Source organism: Variovorax sp. CCNWLW225 (genome assembly GCF_037204045.1).
GTDB lineage: Bacteria > Pseudomonadota > Gammaproteobacteria > Burkholderiales > Burkholderiaceae_C > Variovorax.
Genome location: NZ_JBBCBV010000003.1, coordinates 154,461 through 179,838, shown reverse-complemented (window position 1 = coordinate 179,838; position 25,378 = coordinate 154,461). Strand labels below are relative to the sequence as shown.

Sequence of the window (25,378 nt, the reverse complement as noted above, 5' to 3'; positions counted from 1 at the left end):
TCGATGGGGAGCGTTGAAAAGCGCGCAAGCGTAGGCAGGCGCGGTGACGCAGGCATTTAAGGCCCGTGACACTTTGGCGCGCGCAATGCCGGCGCGCCTTTTATTCAGCGCGGGGTCACGCCCTGGCCCCGCGCTCCAGCAGTTCGAGCTTTATCACCCGCCATGCGCACAGGCAGCCCACCACCGCGAGCAACGCCGCCAGCGCGAACATGGTGCGGTAGCCGATTTCCTGCGCTACCGCGCCGCCGAGCAGCACGCCCAGCACACCGCCAAAGCCGTAGCCGATCACCGTGAACAGCGCCTGCCCCCGCCCGCGCAGCCGCCCGGGAAAGCGGCGCGACACCACGGCAATGCAGGTGGTGTGGTGCGCCGCAAAACTCAGCGCGTGCAGCCACTGTGCAATGACAAGCGCCGCAATCGAGCCGCCCAGCCCGGCAGTAAGGCCCAGCCGCGCCACGGCGGCGATGCCGCACACCAGCATCCAGCGCGGCATGGGCAAGAGGCCGATGAGCCGCCCCTGCAGAAAGAACCAGACGATCTCGGCCACCACCGAGAGCGCCCACAGCAGCCCGATGACACTCTTGCCGTAACCCAGCGAATCGAGGTACAGCGAGAAAAATGCGTACACCGAGAAGTGCGCCATTACCTGGAAGAACAGCGCCGCAAAGAACCACCGCACCGCCGGAATGCGCAGCACGGGGCCGATAGGCTCCTTCACTGCGTCGTGCGCCGCGACGGGCTCGCGGATGTCCGGCAGCTTCATGGTCGCAATCAGCACGACGGCCAGCGTGCCCGCCGCCCAGGCCGGAAAGTGCTTCATGCCGAAGCGCTCGAACCACTCGCCCGCAAAGAACACCGTCACCAAAAAGCCGGCCGAGCCGCACAGGCGAATGCGCCCGTAGCGCCCCCAGTCGCCGGCCACGAGCTGCGCCATGGCAGCCTCGGTGAGCGACATCATCGAACTGGTGTGGGTAAACATCACCAACAGCACCAGTGCCAGCCACCAGGCGCCGCCATGCCACCAGAGCCCGAACGAACTGACCAGCGCCACGGCGGCACTGAAGCGCAGCAGCATCACGCGGTGGCCGGTGTGGTCGCTGAGCGCGCCCCAGGCATAGGGCGCGAACACGCGGGTGATCGACTGCACCGAAGCCAACAGGCTGATCGTGAAAATCGGCAGACCCAGGTCCTGCAGCCACAGCGGCAGGTAGGGGTTGAAGAAACCGATGTGCGCGAAATAGCTGGCCGACAGACCAGCAAACGCCAACAGGTGGCCGCGCCCGGCGGCCACTGGTGGCGGGGCGGACACTAGAGGAAAGACGCCTGCGGCGAGGCAGCTTCGGTCTTGTCGGCTTCGGCCTTTTGCTGCTGCTGCACGTCGCCACACTGCGCACGGTTGCGCAGCACATGCTCCATGACCACCAGCGCGAGCATGGCTTCGGCGATGGGCGTGGCGCGAATGCCGACGCACGGGTCGTGGCGGCCCTTGGTGACCACCTCGACCGGGTTGTTGTGGATGTCGATGGACTGGCGCGGGCTGATGATCGAGCTGGTGGGCTTGATCGCGATGCTCACTTCGAGGTCTTGCCCCGAACTGATGCCGCCCAGAATGCCACCCGCGTTGTTGGTGACAAAGCCCGTGGGCGTGATCGAGTCGCCATGCGTGGTGCCGCGCTGGGTGATGCTATCGAAGCCAGCGCCAATCTCGACGGCCTTCACTGCGTTGATGCCCATCATTGCGTAGGCAATCTCAGCATCGAGCTTGTCGAACAGCGGCTCGCCAAGGCCGACGGGCACGTTGGTCGCCGTGACGCGGATGCGCGCGCCGCACGAATCGCCGGCCTTGCGCAGGCGGTCCATATACGCCTCGAGCTCGCTCACGTCGGCAATGGGCGCGAAGAAGGGGTTGCTGGGCACGTGGTCCCAGTTCTCGAACGGAATGGCAATTTCGCCGATCTGCGTCATGCAGCCGCGAAACACCATGCCGTATTTTTCGGCCAGCCACTTCTTGGCAACCGCGCCGGCCGCCACCATGGGCGCCGTGAGCCGCGCCGAAGAACGTCCGCCGCCGCGCGGATCGCGGATGCTGTATTTCTTCCAGTAGGTGAAGTCGGCGTGGCCGGGGCGGAACTGCTGGGCGATCTGGCCGTAGTCCTTGCTGCGCTGGTCGGTGTTCTGGATCACCAGCGCAATAGGGGTGCCGGTGGTCTTGCCTTCATACACGCCGGAAAGAATCTGCACCGCGTCGGGCTCGTTGCGCTGGGTAACGTGGCGGCTGGTGCCGGGGCGCCGGCGGTCGAGGTCGCCCTGGATATCGGCTTCGCTCAGTTCCATGCCGGGCGGGCAGCCGTCGATCACGCAGCCGATGGCCGGGCCGTGCGACTCGCCGAAATTGGTGACCGCGAAGAGAGTTCCGAATGTGTTGCCGCTCATGGCTGGGATTATCCCTACAAAGCGGCGGCCACTCAGTCAGTCGTGTTTTCCATGCGCTTGGTGAGCGTGCCCAGCTGCAGCTCGATGGAAAAGAGCCGCTCGTTCAGCACGGCGGTCTGCAGCCGTATGGCCTCGATGATGGCCTTGGTCTGCGGGTCCGAGGTGTTTTCAGACAGTTCCGCCAGGTCATGCAGCTTCTTGCGAAGTTCGTTGCTCATGGGAGGCTCCGTTCATCGTCTCGTCGTGGAGCCTGCAGTATGGGTCTTCGTCAGCGCTCAGGCAATGCATCTGGCGGCGCCTTGGGCTGCGCGGCCTCTCCGGCGCTGCGCAGCCGCACAGCCACCAGCGCGCCCACCAGCAATAGCACCGCTGCGCAAATGCCGGCCGTCAGCCGCAGGCCATGCAGCAAGGCGGCCCGGCCTGTGTCGAGCAGCTCGGCGCCAGCGGTGCCCCCGAGTTGGTCGGCCAGAGCCACCGCACCGCCAAGCGTGCTGCGCGCCGCCTCCACTTCGGCAGCACCCGCCAGGCCGGCTGGAATGGCATCCGCCATCGCGCCGCGGTAGATGGCGGCGCCAATGCTGCCCAGAATCGCAATGCCGAGCGCACCGCCGAACTCCGAACTCGTTTCCGAGATGGCCGAGGCCACGCCTGCGCGCTCGGGCGGCGCACTGCCCACCACCAGGTCGGTGGCCAGCGTGAACACCGGCGCCAGGCCCAGGGAGGAAATGACCGCGCTGGCCACCATCCACGCCAGGCCGCCTTGCGCGGGGAGCACCACGAGCATCGCGAACCCCAGGGCCGCAACGCCCAAGCCGCCGCCCATCACAAACGCAGGCCGCATGCGGCGCACCAGCGCGGACACCACCATGGAGCCGGCAATGAAGGCGGCCGCGCTGGGCACGCTCCAAAGACCCGCGTGCAGCGGCGAGAGCCCGAGCACCAGCTGCAGGTATTGCGCGTTGTAGAGAAACATGCCGAACATCACGAAGCAGGCCAGCATATACGCCGCCAGCGAGATGCGGAAAGCAGGCAGCCGGAACAGGCGCAGGTCGATCATCGGATCGGCCAGCCGCCGCTGCCTGCGCGCGAACGCCCACCCAAGCGCCACGCCGGCCACGATAGCCAGGGCCGACACGGCATCCGGCCCGTGCTCCGCCACCTGCTTGATGCCGTAGATGGCCGCCAGCACCGCGCCGAGCGAAAGCGCCACGCTGGCCAGGTCGAGCCGCCCCGCTTCCGGGTCGCGGTATTCGGGCAGCAGCATGGGGCCGAGCACCAGCAGCAGCACCATTACCGGCACGCCGATCAGGAACACCGAGCCCCACGGAAAGAACTGCAGCAGCACCCCGCCCAGCACCGGGCCGATGACCGCACCGGCCGAGTAGCTGGAAATCCAGACGCCGATGGCCACCGTGCGCTGCCCCGGATCGAGAAACATGTTGCGGATCAACGAAAGGGTCGACGGTGCGAGCGTTGCGCCCGCGACGCCGAGCAGCGCCCGCGTGGCGATGAGCATGTTGGCGCTGGTAGAGAACGCGGCCAGCACGGAAGCGATGCCGAACGCCGCCGCGCCGATCAAAAGCAGCCGACGCCGGCCGATGCGGTCGCCCAGCGTGCCCATGGTGACCAGCAGCCCGGCGACGAAGAAGCCGTAGATATCGACGATCCACAGCAACTGCGAGGCAGTGGGCTTGAGGTCTTCGCTGATCGACGGAATCGCAAGGTTCAGCACCGTGAGATCCATCGAATACAGCATGCACGGCAGCGCGATGACGGCAAGCCCCGTCCACTCGCGCGCCGTTGCACGGGCCGGCGGCGGCCTGCCGGCAGACGCGTCGCGCCCGCCGGTCATTCAGCCGCTTTCGCCAACCATTGCTCGAGCTTGACCATGGCGCCCGTCCAGCCGTGCTCGTGCCCGTCGCGTGCCACCTCGTCGAAGAACTGCTCGTGCATCAGCACCAGCTCGCAGCCGTTGCCGTCGGGCTCGATCCGCACCGTGACGCGCGATTCGCGCTCCGGTGTGCTGCGCCAGGCCCAACTGAAAACCAGTTTGCGGTTGGGCACCAGCTCCTGGTAGACGCCGCTCACGTCGTGCGTCTCGCCATCGGCGGCGAGCATGGTCACGCGAAAGCGACCGCCCACGCGCAGGTCGACTTCGGCAATGGGAACGGAAACGATTTCTTCCGGGCCGAACCAGGCTTTCAGCGCTTGCGGGTCGGTCCACGCGCGCCAGACTTTTTCGGCGGCGACGGGGTAGTGCCTGCGGAGGGTGAGCGAGGGTCGCTCCGTGGCGGGGGCGGCAGGTTTTGCCATTCGGTCTCCTCTTGGTGGTAGAGATAGCGGGCCAGTGCATCGAGGCGCCCGGTCCAGAATTTCTCGTAACGGGATAGCCACACGGCAGCCTCCTGCATGGGCCGCGGCGAGAGTTCGCACTGCACGACCCGGCCCTCTTTCGTGCGCGAGATAAGGCCGGCGTCTTCGAGCACCCGCAGGTGCTTCATGAAGCCGGTGAGCGACATGCCGTGCGGCTCTGCAAGCTCGGTCACGCTGAGGCTGCGCTCGCCCAGGGTCTCGAGCACGGCGCGGCGCGTCGGGTCGGAAAGGGCGGCAAAGACGGCGTCCAGCGAAACGGGATCTGAGTGAACCATATGGTTTAGTATCTCGTCGCGCTTCAGGCCCGTCAAGCCATCGCTTGAATCAGCCCTTTGCCGCAGATGTCTTTGGGAACGCTTTATGCGTGCTGCACCGCGGCACAACCACCACCTGCATCACCTGCAAAGGAGCGCCCCATGCTGGACCGAACCGCTACCCAGTTCTCCCACGTCAAGCCCGGCGATACGGAGTTTGTCTCGGGCGGCCTGCGCGATTTCTTTCTTTACCGCGACCTCGGCATCGCGGAGGCCACAAACGGCAAAGTCATCGCGCACCTCGTCAAGGCCAACATGGCACCGGAAGCGGGCACTGGCTGGCACCGCCACGAGGCGGACTTCCAGATCGTGATCATGGTCAAGGGCTGGGCCCGCTTCATGTACGAAGACAAGGAAACCCTGGTCGAAGCCGGCGACGTCGTGCACCAGCGGCCCGGCATCCGGCACTTCCTGTTCGACTACTCGCCGGACATGGAATACCTGGAGATCGTCTCGCCGGCGGACTTCAAGAGCGTGGATGTCGAGCCGGTTTGCGAGATTCCGCCGCCTACGCCTTGGCCCTGACAGGCTGCCGCGGCTTTTGGTAGCGGCCGTTCAGGGAGCGACCAGCATCCCGCTGACCAGCAGCGCGGCAAACAGTCCGGCTACCGAGCGCCATGACGCCGGGCGCACCTCCACCCAGCGGTACAGCACCAGCGCGGCCGCCACCGAAAGACAGAAGGTGACGGCCATGCCGAGCGCGTCGATCCACGCGGCATGCGGCCCCAGTTGCGCAACCATTGCGTTGGTGGCCAGCAGCACCGGAAAGTGAATCAGGAACAGCGAGTACGAGATGCGGCCCAGGCGCTGCAGCGGCATGGCCGCATTCGGCCGGCCTGCGAGCGCGAGCCAGTCTTGCCGCTGCGCAACCGCAATCAACAGCGCGCTTACCAAGGCGATGGCGATGCGGCTGCGCCAATCGATGGCCAGCGCGCCCGCGCCGGTCAGCGCCAGCAGCGCGATGGCGCTCTGCCAGGTGCTGTCGCGCGTGGCGCGTCCGATCCAGAACACCAGCATGCCGAGGCCGTAGGCACCGAAGAAATAGAACGCCGTGTCGTCGAGATCGGCATTGCGGTTGAAAACCACCAGCGAGGCGATGGCGACCGCAAGCACGAGCGCCACGGGAATCCAGTGTTCACGCGAGGCTGCCGCCAACGACGTCGCCCTGCCCCGCCGCAACACGGCCGGCATTCCCATGAGCGTCAGCGCCAGCACGAAGAGCTGAAAGTCGATGGCCACATACCAGACGCCGGTGGAGAGCGCGTCGTAGTCCAGCAGGTCCTGCATCAGCAACCCGTGGGCGAGCAGTTGGCCGATGCTGGGCGAAGCGGGCACATCGTCGCCGCTCATCCAGGGGCGCACGAGGGCGGCCACCAGCACACACACTGTGAGTGCGGCCAGGTAGGGCATCACCAACCGGCCATAGCGCTGGAGGATGCGCGCCATGGGCCGGTCGACACGCAGCACGCCGTCCGGCGCCAGGCTGGCGGCTGCCAGAAAACCCGCGATCACCAGGAACACCTGCACGGCAAGCCGGCCATCGTCCGCCAACCAACCAAGGAAGGCGGGGGCCAGGGGAAAAGCTCCGGCTGGCATCGCGCCGTAGCGCGTCAGGTGGTGCCCGACGATCACCGCGCAAGCGATGCCCTTGGCAATGTCGAGCAGCGGCATCCGCCCGCGCTGCGGGGGCTCCGCGGCAGGTGCCGGTTTGTCCGCGCCGTTCAAAGCGCGAGCCGCTGCCTTGCTTCTTGGTATTCGCGCTTGAGCTTTTCGATGAATGCGGCGGCGCTGGCCACTTCGGTCACAGCGCCGATGCCCTGGCCCGAGCCCCAGATGTCTTTCCAGGCCTTGGCCTTGCTGCCTTCTCCGGCGGCGAAGTTCATGGTCTTCACATCGCCTTCGGGCAGGTTGGCCGGGTCCATGCCGGCCTTGACGATGCTGGGCGCCAGGTAGTTGCCGTGCACGCCGGTAAAGAGGTTCGAGTACACGATGTCGTCGGAGGTGCCGTCGACAATGGCCTGCTTGTATTCATCGCTGGCACGCGCTTCTTCGGTGGCGATGAAGGCAGTGCCGATGTACGCGAAGTCGGCGCCCATGGCTTGCGCCGCGAGCACCGCACCGCCGGTCGCAATGGAGCCCGACAGCGCGATGGGGCCGTCGAACCACTGGCGGATTTCCTGTACCAGCGCAAACGGGCTCTTCACGCCCGCATGGCCGCCGGCACCGGCCGCCACGGCAATGATGCCGTCGGCGCCCTTCTCGATCGCCTTCTGCGCGAACTTGTTGTTGATGATGTCGTGCAGCGTGACGCCGCCGTAGCTGTGCACCGCATCGTTCACATCGGTGCGTGCGCCCAGCGACGTGATGACGATCGGCACCTTGTACTTCACGACCATTTCCATGTCGTGCTCGAGGCGGTCGTTGCTCTTGTGCACGATCTGGTTGATGGCGAACGGCGCGGCGGGCTTGTCCGGGTTGGCCTTGTTGTAGGCCGCGAGCTCTTCGGTGATTTCGATCAGCCACTCTTCGAGCTGCGCCGCGGGGCGTGCATTCAGCGCCGGCATGGAGCCGACCACGCCCGCCTTGCACTGCGCGATCACGAGCTTGGGGTTGCTGATGATGAACAGCGGCGAGCCGATGATGGGCAGCGGCAGGTTCGCGAGCACGGGGGGCAGCTTGGACATGTCTTCTCCGGGATGAGTTTCGGTTTTATATAAGAGGAAGGCTGCGCCGCCCGTCAGGTGGGCGACACATGGCCTTGGGTCAGAAGGCGTCGAGTGCCAGTGCGGTAACGCTTTCCGCGCCGTCGACGATGCTGTCGCGGATGCCCGGTACCTTGTTGAGAATGTGCTCGGCGTAGAAGCGCGCCGTGGCCACCTTGGCTTGCATGAAATCGGTGTCGACGCTGTGCGAGGCAAGGTCCTCGGCAATGATCAGCGAGCGTGCCAGCTGCCAGCCGGCCACCAGGTTGCCCGCCAGCATCAGGTAAGGCACGCTGCCCGCGAACACCGCATTGGGCGATGCCTTGGTCTGGCCCGCGACGAAGTCGACCACCTCGACAAACGCTTGGCGCGCGGCCTTCAGGCGCTTGAGAACCGCCGCGGCCGCCGCGCTCTCGCTCTTGGCGAGCTCGGCCTCGGTCTTCTCGATTTGCGCTGCAATGGCCTTGGCCGTCTGCCCGCCGTCGCGCGCCGTCTTGCGCCCGACGAGGTCGTTCGCCTGGATGGCCGTGGTGCCCTCGTAGATCGTGAGGATCTTGGCATCGCGGTAGTACTGCGCCGCCCCTGTCTCCTCGATGAAACCCATGCCGCCGTGCACCTGCACGCCGAGCGAGGTCACTTCCAGGCTCATCTCGGTGCTGTAGCCCTTGACCAGCGGCACCATGAATTCGTAGAACGCCTGGTTCTGCTTGCGAGCTTCCGCATCGGGGTGGTGGTGCGCCGCGTCGTAGGCGGCGGCGGCCACGCTGGCCATGGCGCGGCAGCCTTCGGTGTAGGCACGCATCGTCATCAGCATGCGCTTGACGTCGGGGTGGTGAATGATCGGCGCGCTGGCGTTCATCGAGCCGTCGACCGGGCGGCTCTGTACGCGGTCCTTCGCGTAGGCCACGGCGTGCTGGTAGGCGCGCTCGGCAATGGCAATGCCCTGCATGCCCACGGCATAGCGGGCCGAGTTCATCATGATGAACATGTACTCGAGGCCGCGGTTCTCCTGGCCGACGATGTAGCCCACGGCACCGCCGTTGTCGCCGTACTGCAGCACGGCGGTAGGACTGGCCTTGATGCCCATCTTGTGCTCGATGCTCACGCAGTGCACGTCGTTGCGCTCGCCCAGCGACCCATCCTTGCCGACGATGAACTTGGGCACGACGAACAGGCTGATGCCCTTCACGCCCTCGGGCGCGCCGGTGACGCGTGCAAGCACGAGGTGCACGATGTTCTCGGCCATGTCGTGCTCGCCGTAGGTAATGAAGATCTTGGTGCCGAAGATCTTGTAGGTGCCGTCAGGCTGCGGTTCGGCGCGGCTGCGCACCAGCGCAAGGTCGCTGCCGGCCTGCGGCTCGGTGAGGTTCATGGTGCCGGTCCATTGGCCGCTCACCAGCTTTTCCAGGTACACCGCCTTGAGCTCGTCGGAGCCGGCCGTGAGCAGCGCCTCGATGGCGCCGTCGCTCAGCAGCGGGCACAGCGCAAAGCTCATGTTGGCTGAGTTGAGCATTTCGCCGCAGGCTGCGCCAATGGTCTTGGGCAGGCCCTGGCCGCCGAAGTCCGCCGGATGCTGCAGGCCCTGCCAGCCGCCCGACACGTACTGCGCAAAGGCTTCCTTGAAGCCCGGGGTGGTGGCTACCTCTCCGCCCTTGAACGACGAAGGATTGCGGTCGCCCTCCACATTCAGCGGCGCGACCACGTCCTGGTTGAAGCGCGCGCATTCCTCTAGCACCGCTTGCGCGGTTTCGAGGCCCGCGTCTTCAAAGCCGGGCAGCTTGGCGATCTCGCCGATGTTGGCCAGGTGCTCGATGTCGAACAGCATGTCCTTGAGGGGGGCGGTGTAGCTCATCTCTTGTCTCCAGATACGGCGGATACGAAAAGGGCATCGCGAACGATGCCCTCCGGCTCAGTGCGGCAATCGCGTCAGAGCGCCTTGACCAGTTCCGGCACGGCCGTGAACAGGTCGGCCACAAGGCCGTAGTCGGCCACCGAGAAGATCGGTGCTTCTTCGTCCTTGTTGATCGCGACGATCACCTTGGAGTCCTTCATGCCGGCCAAGTGCTGGATGGCGCCCGAGATGCCGGCCGCGATGTACAGCTGCGGCGCGACGATCTTGCCGGTCTGGCCCACTTGCCAGTCGTTCGGTGCGTAGCCTGCGTCCACCGCGGCGCGGCTGGCGCCCAGGCCTGCGTTGAGCTTGTCCGCCAGGGGCGTCATCACTTCGGTGAACTTCTCGGCGCTGCCGAGGGCCCGGCCGCCCGAGACGATGATCTTGGCGGCGGTGAGTTCGGGGCGGTCGCTCTTGGTGACTTCGCGGCCCACAAAGCTCGACTTGCCGCTGTCGGCCACGCCTTCAGCGGTTTCGACCGCTGCGCTGCCGCCGGTGGCGGCAGCGGCGTCGAAGCCGGTGGTACGAACCGTGATCACCTTGGTGGCGTCGGTGCTCTGCACGGTGGCGATGGCGTTGCCGGCGTAGATCGGGCGCTCGAAGGTGTCGGGGCTCACGACCAAAGTGATGTCGGAGATCTGCGCCACGTCGAGCTTGGCAGCCACGCGCGGGGCGACGTTCTTGCCGTTGGCGGTCGAGGGGAACAGGATGTGGCTGTAGTTGCCGGCAATTGCCAGCACCTGGGCAGCGACGTTCTCGGCCAGGTTCTCGGCCAGCGAGGGGCTGTCGGCCACGATGACCTTGGCCACGCCGGCGATCTGCGCGGCGGCCTTGCCGGCTTCGGCGGCATTGGCTCCGGCCACGAGCACGTGCACGTCGCCGCCGCAGGCAAGCGCCGCGGTCACGGTGTTGAGGGTCGCGGGCTTGACGGTCGCGTGGTCGTGTTCGGCAATAACAAGTGCGGTCATGTTCAGATCACCTTCGCTTCGTTCTTCAGTTTGTCCACCAGCGTTGCAACATCAGGCACCTTGATGCCGGCGCCGCGCTTGGGCGGCTCGCTGACCTTGAGGGTCTTCAGGCGCGGCTTCACGTCCACGCCCAGGTCTTCGGGCTTGAAGGTGTCGAGCTGCTTCTTCTTGGCCTTCATGATGTTGGGCAAGGTGACGTAACGCGGCTCATTCAGGCGCAGGTCGGTCGTGATGACGGCCGGCAGGCTGAGCTGGATGGTTTCCAGGCCGCCGTCGACTTCGCGCGTCACGGTGGCCTTGCCGTCGGCGACTTCGACCTTGGAGGCGAAGGTGGCTTGCGGCAGGTCGGTCAGGGCGGCGAGCATCTGGCCGGTTTGATTGGCGTCGTCGTCGATGGCCTGCTTGCCCAGGATGATGAGCTGGGGCTGTTCCTTCTCGACCAGCGCCTTGAGCAGCTTGGCAACGGCCAGGGGCTGGAGTTCTTCGGTGGTCTCGACCAGGATGCCGCGGTCGGCGCCGATGGCCATGGCGGTGCGCAGGGTTTCCTGGCACTTGGCATCGCCGCAAGAAACGGCGATGACTTCGGTCACAACGCCCTTCTCTTTCAGGCGAACGGCTTCTTCAACGGCGATTTCGTCGAAGGGGTTCATGCTCATCTTGACGTTGGCAATGTCCACCCCGGTGCCGTCGCTCTTCACGCGCACCTTGACGTTGTAATCGACGACCCGTTTGACAGGCACTAGAACCTTCATTGACTTGACTCCATTGGATTGCAAAAAGGGGGCTTCGAGGGCAACCGGTCATTTTAGAGTCCGACCTTTGCCGCCTCTGCTTTCATGGCGATTGGCACTGCGGGCAACAAAAAAAGAACGATCGTGCTTTTTCGTGATTATACGGCAGCGTCAGGCGTGCCCGAAACGCCCGGCGGCAGCGACTCGACGCGCACCACGCGCTGGGGGTACGGAATGTCGATGCCCGCGCCACGCAGGCCTTCCAGAATGGCAATGTTGATGGCCGAGCGAACGTTGTCCTTGCCCTTGTCCGGGTCCGCCACCCAGAAGTTCAGGATGAACTCGAGCCCGTCGGGCGCAAAGCTGGAGAGATAGGTCACCGGCTCGGGATCGGTCATGACGCGCTCTTGCGATTTGGCGGCCCCGCAAAGAATCGACTGGACCTGCGCCACGTCGCTGTCGTAGCCCACCACCACGCTGGTCGTGATGTTGAACTTGCGGTCCGCCATCGAGAGGTTCTCGACCCGGCTGGTAATGAGCGACTCGTTCGGCACGATGGCCTCGCGCCCGTTGCCGGCACGGATGAGCGTGTAGCGCGTCTTGATGTCGGTGATGCGGCCTTCGAAGGTGTCGACCTTGACGTTGTCGCCGATGCGGATGGAACGCTCCAGCAGGATGACGAAGCCGCTCACGTAGTTGGCCGCGAGCTTCTGCAGGCCGAAACCCAGGCCCACGCCCAGCGCGCCTCCCAGCACCGAAAGCGCCGTGAGGTCGACCCCCACCGCCGACAGCGCGAACAGGAGCCCGACCAGCAGCAGAATGGCGCGAATCGCGTTCGACGCCACCTTGCGCATCGAAAGGTCGGTCACGGCCTCCAGCAGGATGCGCTTCTCGATGGTGGCGGCAATCCAGAGCGCAATCACCAGCACCAGCCCCGCGGACAGCGCGCCCTGGATGATGGTTTGCAGGCTGACCCGCGTCTTGCCGAACGCCAGCGTGATGTTGTCGAGCTCGGCCAGCACGGGCGGCAGCAGCCCGACGATCCAGAGAATGGCTGCAATCCAGGCCAGCCAGGAAATCGTGCGCTCCAGCAGCCGCACCAGGTTGGAGGCGGGGAAAACCGCCCTCATCACCCGCGCGAACAGGCGAATGACCAGCAGCGACAGGAACACCGATACCGCGATGCGCAGCACCAGCACCGGCTGGAAGCCGGTCACCAGGCGGCGGGCGAGCTCGGTGAAAACCAGCGCCAGCAGCGGGAACAGCACGCCGTCGAAGGTGCGCTCGCCGAACCAGATCGAATCCTTGGGCTGGTCGCGCCCGAACCAGCGGCTTGCCATCCAGGCCAGGGCCACGCAAGCCACCAGTGCTGCCAGTTCAATACCCAGGCCGCGCGCGTCGACCTGCGCCAATCGTTGTGTGAAATCGTTGAAATTCATCTCTTCGGAAAACATGGCGCCGTGTTCGCGCCCGCGGCGTTACAGATCGGCCAGGACGCGGATGTGCGCTTCCACGCTGCGCGCCAGCGCATCGAGGTTGTAGCCGCCCTCGAGCATCGAGACGATGCGCCCGCGCGAATGGCGCTTGGCCACGTCCCGAATGCGACTCGTGATCCACGCGAAGTCGTTCTCGGTGAGCCCCAGCTGGCCCAGGTCGTCCTCGCGGTGGGCGTCGAAGCCCGCGCTGACAAAGATCATCTCGGGCCCGAACTCTTCGAGCCGGGGCATCCAGGCGGCCTCGATCAGCTCGCGCACGTCCATGCCCTTGGTATAGGCCGGAATCGGCAGGTTCAGCATGTTCGAAGCCGGATGGTCGGTGCCGCTGTAGGGGTAGAACGGATGCTGGAAGAAGCCCACCATCAGCACGCGCGGATCGTTCGAAAGGATGTTCTCGGTGCCGTTGCCGTGGTGCACGTCGAAGTCGACCACCGCCACGCGCTCCAGGCCATGCACCTCGAGCGCATGCCGCGCCGCAATGGCCACGTTGTTCAGAAAGCAGAAGCCCATGGCCTGCTCGCGGCAGGCATGGTGCCCGGGTGGACGCACCGAGCAGAAGGCGTTGTCGACCTCGCCGGCCATCACCGCGTCGGTGGCGGCAATGGCGGCTCCTGCGGCCCGGCGCGCGGCCAGCAGCGTGTAGCGGTTGAGGATGGTGTCTGGGTCGAGCATCGCATGGGCGGGCCCGCCGGCCGGCTCGTCGGCCACCAGGCGCTGATGAAGCTCTTCAAGGTATTCGAGGTGCGCCTCGCTGTGCGCCCGGGTGATCTGGGCAAGGGTGGCCAGGGGCACGTCCCGGTGTTCGAGGGCGTCGCCCACGCCAGTCAGCAGCAGCCTGTCTTCGATGGCATCCAGCCGCTCGGGACATTCGGGGTGGCCCCGTCCCATGTCGTGCTTCCAGCAATCGCGATGTGTGAAGTAGCCGGTCTTGCCCATCTCTTTGCCGTGTCTCTGTCGTATCTAGACCTCACACAGCATGGGGCTGCGCGGTCTTACGGTATCGTTTGCATATGGATACAAATATGGACGTTGCTGCGAAGCTTGCCACTTTGCTGAATCAGCTTAACACGGTGATCGTCGGCAAAGAGGCGCAAGTGCGCGACTGCGTGGCCTGCCTGCTGGCGGGCGGGCACCTGCTCATCGAGGATGTGCCGGGGGTCGGCAAGACCACCCTCGCCCATGCGCTCTCGCACACCTTCGGCCTGCAGTTCTCGCGCGTGCAGTTCACGGCCGACCTCATGCCGGGCGACCTGTCGGGCGTGGCCATCTACGACCGCGGGCAGCAGGCCTTCGTGTTCCACCCCGGCCCGATCTTCGCGCAGGTGCTGCTGGCGGACGAAATCAACCGCGCCAGCCCCAAGACTCAGAGCGCCCTGCTCGAGGCCATGGAAGAAAAGCAGGTCACCATCGAAGGCGAGACGCGGCCACTGCCCACGCCGTTTTTCGTGATTGCCACGCAGAACCCGCAGGACCAGCTCGGCACCTTCGCGTTGCCCGAATCGCAGCTCGACCGCTTCCTGATGCGGATTTCGCTGGGCTACCCCGACAGGGCCGCCGAACGCGAACTGCTCGCGGGCGCAGACCGCCGCGAAATGCTGGCCACCCTGCCCGCCATGCTGACCGCCGGCGAGCTGACGGCGTTGCAGCAGCGCGTGCAGCAAGTGCATGCCGCCGAACCGCTGCTGAACTACGTGCAAGACCTGATTGCCGCCACGCGCTCCGGCCGGTGGTTTTTGCAGGGCCTCTCGCCGCGTGCCGGCATTGCCGTGCTGCGTGCCGCCAAGGCGCAGGCGCTGCTGGCCAACCGAAGCTACGTTGCGCCGGACGATGTGCAATCGATCCTGCCGCAGACGATTGCGCACCGCCTCACGCCCGTGGGCGACGCCGGCCGCGGGGCCGTGGAACAGGTGCGCGCGATGATCGCGGACGTGCCGCTCCCGTAAAAATGAACCGTTTCGTCTGCCACCGATGATGGCATCGCTACGCTCGCGCATCGACGGCTGGTTCCTGTCGCGCCGGCCGCCTTCGGACACGCTGGAGCTCACGCAGCGCAACGTCTACATCGTGCCCACGCGGGCAGGCTGGACGCTGGGCGCCACGCTGCTGGTGCTGCTGATTGCGTCGATCAACTACCAGCTCAACCTGGGCTACCTGCTGACCTTCCTGCTTGCGGGCAGCGTGGCCGTGGGAATGCACGTCTGCCATGCCACGCTGCGTGGGCTGGCCTTGCACCTGACGCCGCCCGATGCGCACTATGCGGGCGCCGCCGCCGTCTTCCGCGTGGTGCTGCACAACACGCGGCGCAGCGTGCGCTACGGCATCGGAATGGCGGTGCGCGGCAGCGGCCAGTGGGCCTGGACGGACGTGCCGGCCGAAGGCACCTCCACCGTCGAGATCGCGTTCAAGCCCGAAAGGCGCGGGCTCCACCCCGTGCCACCCCTCACCGCCGAAACCCGTTTTCCGCTCGGAACATTCCGCGTCTGGACGGTATGGCGGCCGGCCGCACAAATGCTGGTCTACCCGACACCCGAAGCGCATCCGCCGCCATTGCCGCCGGGCGAACCCCTCTCCGGACCGGCTGCGACATCGGCCGCCCTGCGCTCCCACTCGGCCGGTGAATATGACGGCCTGCGGTCGTACCGGCGCGGCGATCCGCTCAAGCTGGTGGTCTGGAAAAAAGCGGCCCGGGCGCAAGCCACGGGTTCTGAAGAACTCGTGAGCCGGGACACGCAGCAAACCCAGCGCGAGGAGCTGTGGCTCGATGCGCAAGCCACCAATCTCGCCGACACCGAGGCCCGCGCATCGCGGCTTTGCGCATGGGTGTTGATGGCGGACCGGCTGGGCGTGGACTACGGCATCCGCATCGCCGGTCGGGTGGTGCAGCCCTCGCAGGGCGAAGCCCACCGCAGGGCCTGCCTGGAGGCCTTGGCACTATGTTGAACGCCGCCCTTTCCTCCCGCAAGGAGCACCGCGCATGAACAAGTTCAGGCGCGAGATCGCGGCGCTGCCGAGGGACGCCCGGGACACGCTGTTCCTGCTCTCGATCATTGCGCTGATCGTGTTGCCGCAGGCCGAGAACCTGCCGTGGTGGTGCACCGCCATCACCGCGATGGTCCTGGTGTGGCGCGGCACGCTGGCAGTCGACGCCCGCCCGCTTCCAAGCAAATGGTGGCGCGCCGGCCTGCTCGTGCTGGCGGTAGCCGCCACCTTCGCCACCCACCGCACCCTGCTCGGCCGCGACCCGGGCGTGACGCTCGTCGTTATCTTGCTGGCGCTCAAGACGCTGGAACTGCGCGCGCGAAGAGACGCCTTCGTGCTGTTCTTCCTCGGCTTCTTCGCGATGCTGACGAACTTCTTCTACTCGCAGTCGCTGATGACGGCGTTCACCATGCTGCTCGCGCTGCTGGGCCTGCTGACCGCGCTGGTCAACGCGCACATGCCGGTGGGCAAGCCGCCGCTGATGCAGGCCGCCCGCACCGCCAGCTGGATGGCCCTGCTGGGCGCGCCGATCATGCTTGCGCTGTTCCTGCTGTTTCCGCGCTTCGCGCCGCTGTGGGGTACGCCCAGCGATGCCATGGCGGGCCGCACGGGGCTGTCGAACACCATGCGCGTGGGCACCATCGCCGAACTGGCGCTCGACGACAGTATTGCGGCGCGCATCAAGTTCGACAACGACCGAGCGCCGCCGCAAAGCCAGATGTACTTTCGCGGCCCGGTGCTGACGCAGTTCGACGGGCGCGAGTGGACCGCGCTACCGCCGTGGGCGCGTGGCGGGCAAGCGTCGGCCAACCTGCGCACCAGCGGTGCTCCGGTGCGCTACGAGATCACGCTCGAGCCCAACCACCGTCCCTGGCTGCTCACGCTCGATGCCGCGCAAAGCGCCCCCGAGGCGCCGGGTTTCGACGTGACGGGCACGCCCGACCTGCAATGGATCGCGAACCGGCCGGTTTCCGACCTCGTGCGCTACCGCGCCGAAAGCTACACCCAGTTCCTGAGCGGCCCGACTCGGCAAACCGGCGCGCTGCGGCCTTACCTGGCCCTGCCACCCGGCCTGAACCCGCGCACCGCCGCGCTCGCTGCGGAAATGCGCGCCCAGCCCGAACTCGCCAATGCCGATACGGCGGCCTTCGTGCGCGCCGCGATGCAACGGCTACGCACCGGCGGCTACACCTACACGCTGGAACCCGGCGTGTATGGCGCCAACACGGCCGACGAGTTCTGGTTCGATCGCAAGGAAGGTTTCTGCGAACACATCGCCTCGGCCTTCGTGGTGCTGATGCGCGGGCTGGGCATTCCGGCGCGCATCGTGACCGGCTACCAGGGCGGTGAACTCAACAGCGTCGACGACTACTGGGTACTGCGCCAGAGCGATGCGCACGCATGGACCGAGGTATGGCAGGAAGGCATGGGCTGGGTGCGCGTGGACCCCACCGCGGCCGTATCGCCGGGGCGGGTTGGCCAGTTCCAGCGGCTTGCGCCGCAGCCGGGCCTCTTTGCCGGCGCCATCGGCGCTATGAGCCCCACGCTCGCGCAGAACGTGCGCGCCGCCTGGGAAGCGGTGAACAACAGCTGGAACCAGTGGGTGCTCAACTACACCCAGAGCCGCCAGCTCAACCTGCTGAAAAGCATCGGCTTCGAAGCCCCAAGCCTCGAAGACCTGGCCTATGTGCTGCTCTATCTGCTGGTGGGCGCGAGCCTTGCCGGCGCGGCCTGGACGCTGTGGGAGCGCAGCCAGCACGACCCGTGGCTGCGCCTGCTGGGCCAGGCACGCACGCGGCTCGCGAAAGCCGGGCTCAAGGTGCCCGAAACGGCGCCACCACGCCAGATCGCTGCACAGGCCGAGGCGCGCTTCGGCCCGGCAGCCGGCGCGGTGCGCGACTGGCTGCTGAAGCTGGAAGCCCAGCGCTATGCCAAGGCCTCCCCTGCTTCGCTGGCGGCCCTGCGTGGCGAGTTCCGCCGGCTGAACTGGTCGGCGTTGACTCCCCCGCGCTGAATCCCCGCGGAGCATCGGTCCCGGAGGCCTCCCGGCCGGGCGGCACAATCGCGCCATGCGATCTTTTTTTCCTGCGCCCTTCCGCGCCGCCTCCATTGCCCTCCTGGCCGCCTGCTGCGCCTGGTCCACGGGGGCACAAGCCCAGAAAGCGTCCGGCGCCCGCAGCGTGAAGACGGTGACCGGCAGCACGCCCTATGCCACGCGCGAGGACGCCATGCGCTTTGCCGACGAGGTGGCCGAGCGCCGCGGCCTGGACCGCGAATGGGTGCGCGCCACCATCGGCAGCGCACGCTTCCTGCCGAACGTGCCGCGCCTGATGCTGCCCGGCCCCGTGGGCTCGGTAAAGAACTGGCAGGTCTATCGCAGCCGCTTCATCGATTCGACCCGCATCGCGGCGGGCGTGCGCTTCTGGCGCAACAACGCCGACACGCTCGCGCGGGCCGAGCAGGTGTACGGCGTGCCGCCCGAAATCATCGTGGGCATTGTGGGCGTCGAGACCATCTACGGCCGCAACATGGGCAACTTCCGTGTGATCGATGCGCTGGCGACGCTATCGTTCGATTTTCCGCAGGCGCACCCGCGCGCGGCGGAACGCGAAGCCTTCTTCCGCGGTGAACTCGAGAGCTTCTTGAGCACCGAAAGCCGCACCTCCGAAAACCCGCTGGTGCCCGTGGGCAGCTACGCGGGTGCCATGGGCATGCCGCAGTTCATGCCGAGCAGCATCGCCAAGTACGCGGTCGACTTCGACGGCGACAACCGCATCGATCTGGTCGACAACACCGCCGACGTGATCGGCTCCGTTGCCAGCTACTTCAAGGCCTTCGGCTGGACGCCGGGCATGCCAGCCGTCTACTCGGTGCATTTTGAAGAAGAGCGCCTCAAGAAGCCGCTGCTCCTCGCGCCGGACATCCTGCCCACCTTCAGCATCGACAGCTTCGTGGCCGCCGGCGCGGTGCCCGAAGGCGATGGCCTGCGGCACAAGGGGCTGCTGGCGCTGATCGAGCTGCAGAATGGCGCCGACGCACCGCCGACCTATGTGGCCGGCACTCGCAACTTCTACGTGATCACGCGCTACAACTGGAGCAGCTACTACGCAATGTCGGTGCTCGATCTCGGCCAGGAGGTCAAGGCCGCCATGGAGCAATGACTCCATGACGCCCGAGGCGCTGCTGGACAACTGGAGCGCCGCGTGGCGGGCTCTTGGCATGGCCAACGCCGACGAAGCGCTGTGCATCGAACTGCAGCGCCGCTACAGCGAGCCGCAGCGCCACTATCACACCATGCAGCACCTGTGCGAATGCCTCGCGTGGTTCGAGCGCGAGAAAGAACTGGCCGAGCGCCCCGGCGAAGTGGCGCTCGCGCTGTGGTTCCACGACGCCATCTACGACGTGCATGCGCACGACAACGAGGCTCGCAGCGCCGATTGGGCACGCAGTGCGATGCTCGAGCGTGGAGCGCCTAAAGAAGCGGCTGAGCGCGTGCATGCTCTGGTCATGGCCACCCGGCACGACGCAGTACCCGAAGGCCGCGACGCCGAACTGCTGATCGACATCGACCTGTCGATTCTCGGCGCCGACCGCGCGCGGTTCGACGAGTACGAGCGGCAGGTGCATGCCGAATACGCCTTCGTGCCCGACGAGACCCGTCGGCCGCGCCGCCGCGCGATCCTGCAGCGCTTCCTCGAGCGAGAGGCGATCTACACCACGCCGCGGATGCATGCGCTGCTCGAAACGCGGGCGCGTGCCAACCTCGTCCGGTCGATCGCAGCAGTGGATTGACCTGCCCGGCTGGTGCCGGACTGCGGTGCTTCAGGCCGGCACCAGCCGCCACCATTCGGAGCGCGGCTTTTCGCTGTTGCGCTCTTCTTCCACGATGCCGACCAGCAAGCCGGCACTTCCCGCGCCTGCTCGCGAAAGCCGCAGCAGCTGCTCCGGATCGCGGCACAGTGCAAAGCTCGCGTCGCCTTGCCATTCAAGGCAACGGCCCACCTCCGCCAGCATCAGCGCGGACTGGCTCTGCATGAAGGTGAACGGCATCAGCATGCCCGCATCGAGCTGGGCCAGCGCCGCATGCGTCGCTCCCCAGGCGCCGCGCATGCTCGACACGCGCAGCCGCGCACCGGCGGGCAGGGCCGCCTCGCCCGCCTCGTCGAGGCAGCGGCGTGCACCGTACATTGCAAGCTCGGTCCACAACCCGACGCGCCGCGGCCGGCGGCCGAGCCGGTGCGCCAGCTGCTCACGCCAATCCGCCGGCAGCGGATCGGCGGTGAAGTGCGCGACGATGCGCCATGCCTGTTCGAGATGGGTGCTCATGCCGCGCAGTCCTGCAGCACCAGCGACGTATGCCCGCCGCCGAATCCCACCACGTTGAGCAGCAAGTTGCGCAGCCTGGCCGGAGCCTGTGTGCTCAATGCAATGCCGAGTTCGCCGTCGATGGCATAGCCGACAGCAGGCCAGGCGCCGGCTTCGATGCAGCCAAGCAGCAAGGCGAGTTCGGCCGCGCCGGAGGCGCCCAGCGTGTGCCCGATCAGCGACTTGAGCGACACCAGCGGCGGCAGCGCGTCGAAGACCTGCTTCAGCGCCTCGGCCTCGATCGCGTCGTTGACCGGGCTTCCCGCAGCCTGCACTTTTATCAAATCGATGCCCTGCGCGCCAAGGCCGCTGCGCGCCAGGGCTTCCTGGCACATGGCGATCACCGCGCTGGTTTCGGTGCCCGAAGGGTTGCGCCCGTCGACCACGTTGGAACCCCCCGCAATCCGCCAGCGCCCAGGGCGCGAGCTAAGGCGCAGCGCGGCCACCGCCTCACCGAGCACCAGCCCGTTGCGCTCGGCACCGAAAGGCTGCGCCCTATCGGGTGAGAGCAGTTGCATCGCGCCGAAGCCAGCCACGGTGAAGCGGTTGCCAAGCTCGGCGCCGATCACCAGCGCCTCTTCGGCTTCGCCGCTTCGAATCAGGTCGCAGCCTGCGAGCACGGCATTGATCGCGGAGGTGCAAGCTGTCGAGACGGTGAACACCGGCCCCTGCCAATCGAGCGCACCGGCCACGAGCCCGGCAAAGTCCTGGAGATCGCCGCCCAGGCGCAGGTCTTGCACCTCTTCTTCCATGTAGCCGATGTCCAGCGACGACGATGCAACGAAGAGCGGGCACGCGCGCCCCGTTCCTTCGCCAGCCTGTGTGGCCACGCTACGCACGGTGCGCTGCAGCCGTTCTATCCAGCTGCCCTGCTGCGGCGGCAGCGTGTAGACGGGCCATTGCACGCTTTCAGAGACGGCCACGCTTGTGGGCTGTACGCCGCCGCGCGCAAGTGCAGCCACGGAAAATGAAAGATCGTTGCCAAGCGCGCAGGCCAGGCCCATGCCGGCAAGGTACACGCCCCCAACGGTCATGCCTTGCCCGCTTGCGCCAGGTGGCTCGCCAGGTGTGCAATGGAAGTGAGCGCGCGGCGCGTTTCCTTGCTGTCGGGCATGCGCACCCCGAAGCGCTGCTGGATCGTCATCGACACCTGCAGCGCGTCGAGCGAGTCGAGGTCGAGCCGGGCTTCGGGCCCGAACAGCGGTTCGTCGTCGCCAAGGCCGCCCGGAGGCGCCTCTTTTTCAACGGCCTCGAGCACCATGGTCTTCAGGCTGGCGATGAATTCGGCGGAAACGGAGTCGGTCACGATGCAGGCCTGCGAAACAAGAAGACGGCGAGCAAGAACATGGCGGCCGCAAACAGCACGAGCCGGCCGACCTGCGGCAGGGTGTCGGCCACGCCGCCACCGCGTAACAGCACGGTAAGCAGCGCCTCCAGCCCCCAGTTCATCGGGGAAATTTCAACCAGCCGCTGCATGAAGCCCGGCATGACGAACTTCGGCACCATGATGCCGCCGGCCGCAGCCATGAGCACGTTGACCATCGGCCCGATGGTCGCGGCCTGCGCATGGCTGCGCACGGCGCAGGCCAGCGCGAGCGACAGGCTCACCGCGGCCAGGCTCACGGCCGCGAGCGCAACCACCAGGGCGCCCCAATCGATACCGGCAAGCGAAAGCGCATCGCCGCCGATCAAGGGCATCAGCCAGATGCCGGCAGCAAGCATCAACACGGCCTGCAGCGCGTTCACACCAAGATAAGGCAAGGCTTTGGACATCAGCAGCATGAAGCGCGACACACCCAGGCTGCGCAGCCGGCCCAGCGCGCCCGAACTGCGCTCCTGCACGAACAGGCTGGAGAGCGACGCCACCACGAAGAACATGCCGAACACCAGCCATGCCGGCACGTTCTGCTGCACCGATGTGGGCCGCGGCCCGGCGGTGGAATAGCGCTCGGCATTCACCAGCGCCTGGATCGAGGCGCCCGGCGGCGGACCCGAGGTGCCCGGCACTGCAAGCGCCAACCGAGCCTTCAGTTCGCCGGACGCGCCGACGAGTTCGGCGCGCAAGGCATTGAACAGGTTGGCGTCGATGCCCGGCTCGGTCAGCAAACGGACGTGCGCCTTGGTCGAGAGCGCGGCCGATTCGAGCTCCGCCGAAAGGCCCGGCTCCAGCACGATGACGTATTTGAGCGCGCCGCTGCGCAACCGCGCCTCCCAGTCGGCACCGAGCGCCTGCGGCGCACCGTGGCTGCGCTGCCATATCTGCTGCAGCCATTGCGCCGGCGTTTCGGTGTCGCGCATGTCCACGGCGTAGCTGAGCTCGGCCAGAGGCGGGCGGTAGATGTCCTTGAGCGTGAGCGACATCAGCACGATGAAGACCATCGGCATGAGGAACAGCGCGGCCAGCCCGTGCATGTCGCGCACGAGTGCCAGCAGTTCCTTCTTGATGAGCGCGAGGAGCATGGTGTGTTCAGTCGCGCAAGGAACGGTGGGTGAGCGCCATGAAGAGCTGCTCCAGGTCGTGGCGGCCGAATTCCGCGTGGCGCACTTCGATGCCTTCGGTCTCGAGCGTCGCCAGCACCGGACCGGGCCCGGTGCCTTCGTGCAGGTGCACACGCCAATGCACGCCCCCAGGCTCCACCGTTCCAAAGCGCGAGAGCATGGGTTCGTCGAGCCCGTCGGCCGCGAGCGTCAGAAGCATTGCGCTCTTCGACAGCAGCTCTTCGAGCGAGCCTTCGCGCAGCACTCGGCCATGGTCAAGAATGGCAACCCGGTCGGCGATGGCCTCGATCTCTTCCATGTAGTGCGAGGCATAGATCACTGCGGCTCCCTGCTGCGCCAGGCTCTTGATGGCATCGAGAATGAAGGCGCGCGATTGCGGATCGACGCCCACGGTGGGCTCGTCGAACAGCATCAACTCAGGCTCCGGCAACAGCGTAATCGCGAGGTTCAATCGGCGTTTCAGGCCACCCGAGAGCCGCTCGACCCGCGCGCCCGCAAACTGCTCAAGCTGCGAAAAGCGCGTGCAGGCTTCGATGCGCGTCTTCTTGCGCTCGCCAGAAAGTCCACCGGCCGCCGCAAAGCAAGCGAGGTTCTCGGCCACGGTGAGCATGGGGTAGAAGGCCTGGTCCTGCGGGGCGACGGCGATGCGGGTTGGCGTCCTTGCCCTGACCTGTTGAAGCGGCTGGCCGTCGATGTGGATTTCGCCCGACTGCACTGCCAGCGCACCCGACAAGTGCGAGATCAACGTGGTCTTGCCTGCGCCGTTGGGGCCGAGCAAGCCCATGACCGACCCCCTGGGAACTGCAAGCGAGACCTCGGCCAACGCGGGTGCGTTTGCATGCGGATAGCGGTAGCTGAGGTTCTTCAGTTCGAGCATATGGTTGTTGCTCGTTGGGGGCGCTGTTGTTGGGGGTGCTGCTGATCCAGGGCTTGTGCAAAGGCCACCGGGTACTCCCCTCCGCGAATGTCCCCCGGGCTTCGCCCTCCTCCTTTATTTCGCTGCGTGGAGCACCCGATGCCCTGTGCACTTGGGCACGCCCGTGGTGCAACGCTGATCAACGACTGCTCTGCCCAACGCACCCGCTGGCGGGGTGCCTTGCGCAGCGAAACAAAGGAGGAGGTGCGGAAGCCCGCAGGCCGGGGGACATTCGCGGAGCAAGGTACCCCGTCGGCGGGTGCGCGCCCTGAACAGCAGCGCCCCGAACAACGCACCTCACGCACAACGCTACGAACCGAAGAACGAGGTCCCATCTCAGGCGACAGCGGCCTTGAGGTCGCGAAAGAAGGTTTCCTCCTGCTGCGCCTGCTCCCGCAGCTTGCCAGCCAGCGCGGCAGGATCGACCGGCTCGCGCCCCTTCACCATGCGCGCCGCCTTGAGTGCGAAAGCGCGCCAGCCGTCGCCGATGGCGATGAGCCGTTCGGACATCTGCTGCAGCTGCGGCTTGTCGAGCAGTACCGCGGCCTCTTGCAGAAAGCCGGCGTAGATAAAGCGGAAGCCTGCCCCGCCGGTACCGATTTCTTCCTGCATGCGCACCACGTGGCCGATGAAGTCGACGCTGCGCGGATCGGCCGGGGAAAGCTTCTGCATGCGGTTGGCCAGCGTACGCATGCCGCGCACGCCGACGATGGGAATGGGCGCCAGCATGTTGCGCACGGTCTTGCGGATGGCCTTTGTGACCGAGGCCGCATCGACCGTCTTGCGCTCGATGGCCTGCGGGTAGTACATGAGGCCCTTGGGCGCGAGCACGCCCTTGGCGAAGCGCGCGCGCGAAAGGTCGGCGCTGGCGCAACGTACCGGCTCTTCGAACACTGGGTCGCTGATCAGGTAGTCGTCGCCTTCCTTGCCGTACACCAGCAGGTTGTGCGCGTTGAAGTGAAAGCGCATGTTGGGCGGAAAGTACGGCAGCCAGTAGACCGAGGTCTGCAAGCCCACGAGCTGCCCGTCGGCCAGGAGTGCGTCCAGGCGCTGTGCGCCGGCTTCCGGGCTCCGAAAGGTCTCGAAGCGGAAGCGCGCGGCCATTGGCGCCAGCAAGCCCTTGATGATGGCCTTGGGCGGCATGCGGTACGAGACGAGCGGCAGGCCCGACAGCTTGATGAACGGCAGGTAGGCGAACGACAGCGCCGACGAGAGGCCGAGCGCCATGCTCTCGGTCATGGGCACGCCGTGGTGGCGCATCAGGTTCGAGATGACGCCGCTTTCGCAATGCGCCGCTTGCTGGTGTTCGAATTTCACGGCAGGCCTTGCAAGGTGGAAACGGGCAGGCCCAGCGCCTCGGAGTAGCGCGCCAGGTGCTTCGCGGGCAGCGCCGCGAAATGCTTGGGCTTCAGGTGGCGCCGCACGCGCCATTGCCAGAAGCCGCTGGTCTGCGAGAGCAGTGCCACGTCCATGCGGCGCTCGTACATCCAGTATTCGAGCGGAGACGCGAGCCCCTGGGTCACTCGCTCCTTCGCGGCCTGCGCCTGTTCGACGAGCACGTCAACTGCGTGGCTGGTGACGATTTCTTCCGCCTCCCAGCCGCGCGAGCGCGTGGTGACCACGCGGCCCTGCGCATCGCGCGCGTACATGAGCTTGGCGTGGCCATCGAGGGTGGCGTTGCCTTCTTGCGGAACGGCGTCGAGGTCCATGG

At 66.6% G+C, this 25,378-nt stretch carries 26 protein-coding genes; 6 read left to right on the top strand and 20 right to left on the bottom strand.

The window, feature by feature from the left end; all coding sequences use genetic code 11:
* Positions 1-115: 115 nt before the first annotated feature.
* Genes V9L20_RS08565 through V9L20_RS08540 form a run of 6 tightly spaced genes read right to left on the bottom strand, consistent with a single transcriptional unit; the run spans position 116 to position 5,081 of the window.
* Positions 116-1,309: an MFS transporter gene (locus tag V9L20_RS08565; RefSeq protein ID WP_337296249.1), complete on the bottom strand. Its 1,194-nt coding sequence runs from the start codon at positions 1,307-1,309 to the stop codon at positions 116-118.
* The gene (aroC, locus tag V9L20_RS08560) at positions 1,309-2,433 is read right to left on the bottom strand and encodes a chorismate synthase (protein ID WP_337296248.1); all 1,125 of its coding nucleotides are present in this window, start codon (positions 2,431-2,433) and stop codon (positions 1,309-1,311) included. The genes V9L20_RS08565 and aroC overlap by 1 nt, the downstream gene beginning before the upstream one ends.
* 32 nt (positions 2,434-2,465) lie before the next feature.
* Positions 2,466-2,651: a hypothetical protein gene (locus V9L20_RS08555; RefSeq protein ID WP_126749054.1), complete on the bottom strand. Its 186-nt coding sequence runs from the start codon at positions 2,649-2,651 to the stop codon at positions 2,466-2,468.
* 50 nt (positions 2,652-2,701) lie between these two features.
* A complete protein-coding gene (locus V9L20_RS08550; RefSeq protein WP_337296247.1) occupies positions 2,702-4,285 on the bottom strand; it encodes an MFS transporter in 1,584 nt (527 codons plus the stop codon).
* The gene (locus V9L20_RS08545) at positions 4,282-4,746 is read right to left on the bottom strand and encodes an SRPBCC family protein (RefSeq protein WP_337296246.1); all 465 of its coding nucleotides are present in this window, start codon (positions 4,744-4,746) and stop codon (positions 4,282-4,284) included. The genes V9L20_RS08550 and V9L20_RS08545 overlap by 4 nt, the downstream gene beginning before the upstream one ends.
* Entirely contained in the window at positions 4,635-5,081 is a 447-nt protein-coding gene (locus tag V9L20_RS08540; RefSeq protein ID WP_337296424.1) for an ArsR/SmtB family transcription factor, read from the bottom strand. Before V9L20_RS08540 ends, V9L20_RS08545 begins: the two co-directional genes overlap by 112 nt.
* Before the next feature lie 141 nt (positions 5,082-5,222).
* On the opposite strand from V9L20_RS08540, the gene V9L20_RS08535 reads away from it, so the two are divergent.
* On the top strand, positions 5,223-5,645 hold the full coding sequence (locus V9L20_RS08535) for a cupin domain-containing protein (RefSeq protein ID WP_126749050.1): 423 nt from the start codon (positions 5,223-5,225) through the stop codon (positions 5,643-5,645).
* A 30-nt stretch (positions 5,646-5,675) separates the two neighbouring features.
* Here the strand turns inward: V9L20_RS08535 and V9L20_RS08530 are convergent, their stop codons facing one another.
* The 7 genes from V9L20_RS08530 to V9L20_RS08500 all read right to left on the bottom strand — a co-directional run bounded on the left by V9L20_RS08530 (position 5,676) and on the right by V9L20_RS08500 (position 13,844).
* Positions 5,676-6,791, bottom strand: coding sequence for an acyltransferase family protein (locus tag V9L20_RS08530; RefSeq protein WP_337296245.1), 1,116 nt, complete (start codon positions 6,789-6,791; stop codon positions 5,676-5,678).
* Positions 6,792-6,841: 50 nt separating this feature from the next.
* A complete protein-coding gene (locus tag V9L20_RS08525; RefSeq protein WP_258507701.1) occupies positions 6,842-7,804 on the bottom strand; it encodes an NAD(P)H-dependent flavin oxidoreductase in 963 nt (320 codons plus the stop codon).
* Between the two features lie 79 nt (positions 7,805-7,883).
* The gene (locus tag V9L20_RS08520) at positions 7,884-9,674 is read right to left on the bottom strand and encodes an acyl-CoA dehydrogenase (RefSeq protein WP_337296244.1); all 1,791 of its coding nucleotides are present in this window, start codon (positions 9,672-9,674) and stop codon (positions 7,884-7,886) included.
* Positions 9,675-9,748: 74 nt separating this feature from the next.
* On the bottom strand, positions 9,749-10,681 hold the full coding sequence (locus V9L20_RS08515; RefSeq protein WP_337296243.1) for an electron transfer flavoprotein subunit alpha/FixB family protein: 933 nt from the start codon (positions 10,679-10,681) through the stop codon (positions 9,749-9,751).
* 2 nt (positions 10,682-10,683) lie between these two features.
* Positions 10,684-11,433 (bottom strand): electron transfer flavoprotein subunit beta/FixA family protein, encoded by a 750-nt coding sequence (locus V9L20_RS08510; RefSeq protein ID WP_126749040.1) that lies wholly within the window; start codon positions 11,431-11,433, stop codon positions 10,684-10,686.
* Positions 11,434-11,570: 137 nt separating this feature from the next.
* On the bottom strand, positions 11,571-12,851 hold the full coding sequence (locus V9L20_RS08505; RefSeq protein ID WP_337296242.1) for a mechanosensitive ion channel family protein: 1,281 nt from the start codon (positions 12,849-12,851) through the stop codon (positions 11,571-11,573).
* Positions 12,852-12,890: 39 nt separating this feature from the next.
* Complete coding sequence (locus V9L20_RS08500) at positions 12,891-13,844, bottom strand: histone deacetylase family protein (protein ID WP_337296241.1); 954 nt, start codon at positions 13,842-13,844, stop codon at positions 12,891-12,893.
* A gap of 86 nt (positions 13,845-13,930) precedes the next feature.
* Here V9L20_RS08500 and V9L20_RS08495 point away from each other — a divergent pair, with 86 nt between their 5' ends.
* Genes V9L20_RS08495 through V9L20_RS08475 form a run of 5 tightly spaced genes read left to right on the top strand, consistent with a single transcriptional unit; the run spans position 13,931 to position 19,679 of the window.
* Positions 13,931-14,851, top strand: coding sequence for an AAA family ATPase (locus V9L20_RS08495; protein ID WP_337296240.1), 921 nt, complete (start codon positions 13,931-13,933; stop codon positions 14,849-14,851).
* Between the two features lie 25 nt (positions 14,852-14,876).
* Positions 14,877-15,848, top strand: coding sequence for a DUF58 domain-containing protein (locus tag V9L20_RS08490; RefSeq protein ID WP_337296239.1), 972 nt, complete (start codon positions 14,877-14,879; stop codon positions 15,846-15,848).
* 34 nt (positions 15,849-15,882) lie between these two features.
* Positions 15,883-17,901 (top strand): transglutaminase family protein, encoded by a 2,019-nt coding sequence (locus V9L20_RS08485; protein WP_337296238.1) that lies wholly within the window; start codon positions 15,883-15,885, stop codon positions 17,899-17,901.
* A 55-nt stretch (positions 17,902-17,956) separates the two neighbouring features.
* On the top strand, positions 17,957-19,048 hold the full coding sequence (mltB, locus tag V9L20_RS08480; RefSeq protein ID WP_337296237.1) for a lytic murein transglycosylase B: 1,092 nt from the start codon (positions 17,957-17,959) through the stop codon (positions 19,046-19,048).
* Positions 19,049-19,052: 4 nt separating this feature from the next.
* A complete protein-coding gene (locus tag V9L20_RS08475; protein WP_337296236.1) occupies positions 19,053-19,679 on the top strand; it encodes an HD domain-containing protein in 627 nt (208 codons plus the stop codon).
* A 30-nt stretch (positions 19,680-19,709) separates the two neighbouring features.
* Here V9L20_RS08475 and V9L20_RS08470 read toward each other — a convergent pair whose 3' ends face one another.
* From V9L20_RS08470 to V9L20_RS08440, 7 genes are all read right to left on the bottom strand, one after another.
* A complete protein-coding gene (locus V9L20_RS08470; protein ID WP_337296235.1) occupies positions 19,710-20,213 on the bottom strand; it encodes a hypothetical protein in 504 nt (167 codons plus the stop codon).
* A complete protein-coding gene (locus tag V9L20_RS08465) occupies positions 20,210-21,286 on the bottom strand; it encodes a beta-ketoacyl synthase N-terminal-like domain-containing protein (protein WP_337296234.1) in 1,077 nt (358 codons plus the stop codon). Before V9L20_RS08465 ends, V9L20_RS08470 begins: the two co-directional genes overlap by 4 nt.
* Positions 21,283-21,513, bottom strand: coding sequence for an acyl carrier protein (locus V9L20_RS08460; RefSeq protein WP_157616750.1), 231 nt, complete (start codon positions 21,511-21,513; stop codon positions 21,283-21,285). The genes V9L20_RS08465 and V9L20_RS08460 overlap by 4 nt, the downstream gene beginning before the upstream one ends.
* 41 nt (positions 21,514-21,554) lie before the next feature.
* Positions 21,555-22,712, bottom strand: coding sequence for an ABC transporter permease (locus V9L20_RS08455; RefSeq protein WP_258507734.1), 1,158 nt, complete (start codon positions 22,710-22,712; stop codon positions 21,555-21,557).
* Positions 22,713-22,719: 7 nt separating this feature from the next.
* Complete coding sequence (locus V9L20_RS08450) at positions 22,720-23,628, bottom strand: ABC transporter ATP-binding protein (protein ID WP_337296232.1); 909 nt, start codon at positions 23,626-23,628, stop codon at positions 22,720-22,722.
* A gap of 375 nt (positions 23,629-24,003) precedes the next feature.
* The gene (locus V9L20_RS08445; RefSeq protein WP_337296231.1) at positions 24,004-24,984 is read right to left on the bottom strand and encodes a BtrH N-terminal domain-containing protein; all 981 of its coding nucleotides are present in this window, start codon (positions 24,982-24,984) and stop codon (positions 24,004-24,006) included.
* Complete coding sequence (locus V9L20_RS08440) at positions 24,981-25,376, bottom strand: hypothetical protein (protein WP_337296230.1); 396 nt, start codon at positions 25,374-25,376, stop codon at positions 24,981-24,983. The genes V9L20_RS08445 and V9L20_RS08440 overlap by 4 nt, the downstream gene beginning before the upstream one ends.
* Between the last annotated feature and the right edge of the window lie 2 nt (positions 25,377-25,378).